At 59.9% G+C, this 3676-nt stretch carries 4 protein-coding genes and 1 pseudogene; all 5 read right to left on the minus strand.

The annotated features are described in order from the left end of the window. Positions 1 to 95 (minus strand): GTPase (locus ACIOWE_RS12715; RefSeq protein WP_401391652.1); only part of this gene is annotated, 95 nt, incomplete at its 3' end. 136 nt (positions 96 to 231) lie between these two features. Beyond that, on the minus strand, positions 232 to 1383 hold the full coding sequence (gene bamB, locus ACIOWE_RS12720; protein ID WP_201236921.1) for an outer membrane protein assembly factor BamB: 1152 nt from the start codon (positions 1381 to 1383) through the stop codon (positions 232 to 234). Further along, positions 1376 to 2016, minus strand: a pseudogene (locus tag ACIOWE_RS12725) (YfgM family protein). The gene bamB and the pseudogene ACIOWE_RS12725 overlap by 8 nt, the downstream one beginning before the upstream one ends. A gap of 41 nt (positions 2017 to 2057) precedes the next feature. Next, on the minus strand, positions 2058 to 3347 hold the full coding sequence (gene hisS, locus ACIOWE_RS12730; protein WP_201236920.1) for a histidine--tRNA ligase: 1290 nt from the start codon (positions 3345 to 3347) through the stop codon (positions 2058 to 2060). 36 nt (positions 3348 to 3383) lie between these two features. Next, positions 3384 to 3676: flavodoxin-dependent (E)-4-hydroxy-3-methylbut-2-enyl-diphosphate synthase (locus ACIOWE_RS12735; protein ID WP_401391637.1), on the minus strand; the 293-nt coding region annotated here is incomplete at its 5' end.

The raw sequence follows: 3676 nt of genomic DNA on the forward strand, positions 1-3676 counted from the left end.
TCGCCGACGAAGGCGTCGCGAGTCCGGGTCAGGCGGTTGAACAAGGTGGATTTGCCGACGTTCGGTCGGCCCACCAGGGCGATTACGGGAACCATGCGGCTCTCCACTTCGTTATTTCAGAAAATACAAAAGCCGCTGCGAGGCAGCGGCTGGTGCTCGGGGCAACGCCTGATAGCGCTGCAAGCCCCGAAAATCCGGGGCCGCCTGGGGGTTTAACCCCAAGCATAGTTGTTACTTGATGGTCAGGGCTTCCAGTTTGCCGCTGTTGCCATACACATAAATCGTGTCACCCACCACCAGCGGACGGGCACGCAGGCCATCGCTGTCGATGCGCTCACGGCCGACGAAACGACCGTCAACCTGACTCAGCAGGTGCAGATAACCTTCCAGGTCACCCACTGCAACATAGCTGGAGAACACTTCCGGAGCCGACAGTTGACGGCGAGCCAGCGAATCGTTGCTCCACAAGGCTGTGGTGGAACGTTCGTCGACGCCTTCAACGGTGCCCGAAGACAAGCTCACGTAGACACTGCCGAAACCCTGGGCAATACCGGCGTAGCTCGACGCATCGCGCTGCCAGAGTTGACGACCGCTTTCCAGATCCAGTGCCGCCACGCGACCCTGATAGCTGGCAACGTACAGCGTGCCGCCGGACAACAGCAGACCGCCGTCGATGTCGACCACGCGCTCCAGTTCCGAACGACCCTGTGGAATCGCGATCCGTTGTTCCCAGACCGGCACGCCGTTGGAAATGTCCAGAGCGACCACTTTACCGGTCGACAGGCCAGCCACCGCGAGGCGGTTGGTTACCAGCGGAGCACTGGTGCCACGCAGGGTCAGAACGGCAGGCGTGCTGTCATACACCCAGCGCTGAGTACCGGTGGAAGCATCCAGACCGATCAGACGATCGTCCTGAGTCTGCACCACCACCACGTCGCCGTTGTTGGCCGGCGGCGCGAGGACTTCGCTGGTCACGCGAGCACGCCACTTCTCTTCACCGTTGACGGTGTCCAGAGCAACGACTTCGCCTTGCAGCGTGCCAACCAGAACCAGACCGTAACCTACGCCAACGGCGCCGGAGACAGGCAGTTCAAGATCTTTTTTCCACTTCACGTCGCCATTGCTGCGATCCATGGCCATCACGATGCCCGTTACGTCGGCAGCGTAGATGGTGTCACCGTCAACTGCCGGTACCAGCATGTTGTAGGTTTCGCCCTGACCGTCACCGATCGAACGACTCCACTGCTTGTGCAGAACCACTTCTTCTTTGAAGTCGGTCAGTTCGGCCGGTGGCAATTCTTTTTTACTGTTGCTGCTGCAACCCGCGGCCAGAAGGGCCAGAGCCAGCAATGCTGCATGCTTCCAACGGATCACGTCACGCATCCCCTTTGGCCAGGTCGTCGAGCTTGATTTGAAGGCCACCGACCGCCGCTTCATCCGACAGTGCCGCCTTGGCTTTTTGATACGCCTTGTTCGCGTCATCGGTACGGCCCAGCTGTACCAGCAGGTCGCCCTTGAGTTCTTCGCGAGTGGCCAGGAACGCTTTATCGGCGTCGCCGTCGAGCAGTTTCAGGGCGTCTTCGGCCTTGTTCTGCGCGCCGAGCACCTGCGCCAGACGCTGACGGGCGATTTCGCCCAGCGCCGGGTTGGCCGGTTTGTCGACGATGGTTTTCAATTCGGTCGCGGCGTCGTCCAGCTTGCCGGCGTCAACTGCAACCTTGGCCACGAACAGGCTGCCGTACTGCGCGTAGGCAGAACCGCCAAACTCGCTGTTGAGCTTGCCGGCAAGATCCGCAACACGGGCAACATCAGGCTTGCCGTCAGGCGTCAGCGTGGTTTCCAGCAATTGCTGATAGAGCACCGAGGCGCCTTGCGACTGGTTGCTCTGATACTTGTGATAAGCCTGCCAGCCGAACACGATGACCAGCGCCAACAGGCCGCCGGTGACCAGAGGTTTGCCGTTGCGTGTCCACCAGTCCTCAAATCCGCCAACTGTTCGTCTTCGGTACTCGACACCCCAATACTCCTTAATCGCTAAATCGGCTGTTTAGACAGCTTCAACCCTGCACGACGCAGGTGGCCAGGTGAGCGGCGAGCGCATCCCAGGCAATGCTTTGTTGTTCGCCCTGGCCACGCAGGGGTTTGAAACCTACCACTTGCTGGGCCATTTCGTCGTCACCGAGGATCAGTGCGTACAGCGCACCGCTCTTGTCGGCCTTCTTGAACTGGCTCTTGAAGCTGCCGGCGCCGGCATTGACTTGCAGGCGCAGGTTTGGAAGTTGATCGCGAACACGTTCAGCCAGGGCCAGACCGGCCAGCTCGGCTTCTTCACCGAAGGCGCAAAGGTAAACATCGACCTGACGGGAGATTTCTTCCGGGATCTGCTCAAGGGTTTCGAGCATCAACACCAGACGTTCGATACCCATGGCGAAACCGACGCCAGTGGTTGGCTTGCCGCCCATCTGCTCGACCAGACCGTCGTAACGGCCGCCCGCGCACACAGTCCCTTGGGCACCAAGCTTGTCGGTGACCCATTCGAAAACGGTTTTGCTGTAGTAATCGAGGCCACGCACCAGTTTCGGGTTGAGCACGTAAGGAATGCCGACGGCATCCAGACGAGCCTTCAGGCCTTCGAAGTGGGCACGGGATTCGTCATCGAGGTAGTCAGCCATCTTCGGCGCATCGACCAGCACGGCCTGAGTGTCGGCATTTTTGGTGTCGAGCACACGCAGCGGGTTGGTTTTCAGACGACGCTGGCTGTCTTCGTCGAGCTTGTCGTGGTGCGCCGAGAGGTACTCGACCAGCGCTTCACGATAACGACCACGGGACTCGCTGGTGCCGAGGCTGTTGAGTTCGAGTTTGACCGCATCACGAATGCCCAGCTCGCCCCACAGGCGCCAGGTCATGATGATCAGTTCGGCGTCGATGTCCGGACCGTCGAGGTTGAACACCTCCAGACCGATCTGGTGGAACTGGCGATAACGGCCTTTCTGCGGGCGCTCGTGGCGGAACATCGGGCCGATGTACCAAAGCTTCTGCACCTGACCACCGCCGGTGATGCCGTGTTCGAGCACAGCGCGCACGCACGCGGCAGTGCCTTCCGGACGCAGGGTCAGGGAGTCGCCGTTGCGGTCTTCGAAGGTGTACATCTCTTTTTCGACGATGTCGGTCACTTCACCGATGGAGCGTTTGAACAGCTCGGTGAATTCGACGATCGGCATGCGGATCTGCTTGTAACCGTAGTTATCCAGCAGGCGCGCAACGGTGCTCTCGAAATAGCGCCACAGCGGGGTCTGCTCGGGCAGGATGTCGTTCATGCCACGAATGGCTTGCAGAGACTTGCTCACTTTAAATCCTTAAATTCGTTCGGCTTTCAGTCAGGCTCAGCCGCGCGCGATAACCGCTGCGTCAGCTTCGACCTTTTCGGCCGCTTTCTCGCGGATCAGCCTTTCCAGCTCGTCCACCAGATTGTCATTCGTCAGTTTCTGCGACGGCTTGCCGTCGATGTAAATCAGGTTTGGCGTGCCGCCAGTCAAGCCGATATGGGCTTCCTTGGCTTCACCGGGGCCGTTGACCACACAACCGATCACCGCGACATCCAGCGGCACCAGCAGGTCTTCAAGGCGCCCTTCCAGCTCGTTCATGGTCTTGACCACAGCGAAGTTCTGCCGCGAGC

The sequence above is a fragment of the Pseudomonas sp. NPDC087598 genome (genome assembly GCF_044743525.1).
Taxonomy (GTDB): Bacteria; Pseudomonadota; Gammaproteobacteria; order Pseudomonadales; family Pseudomonadaceae; genus Aquipseudomonas.

Excerpts from the sequence above, each read along its gene's own strand:
- bamB (WP_201236921.1), bottom strand. The coding sequence starts at position 1,383 with ATGCGTGACGTGATCCGTTGGAAGCATGCAGCATTGCTGGCTCTGGCC.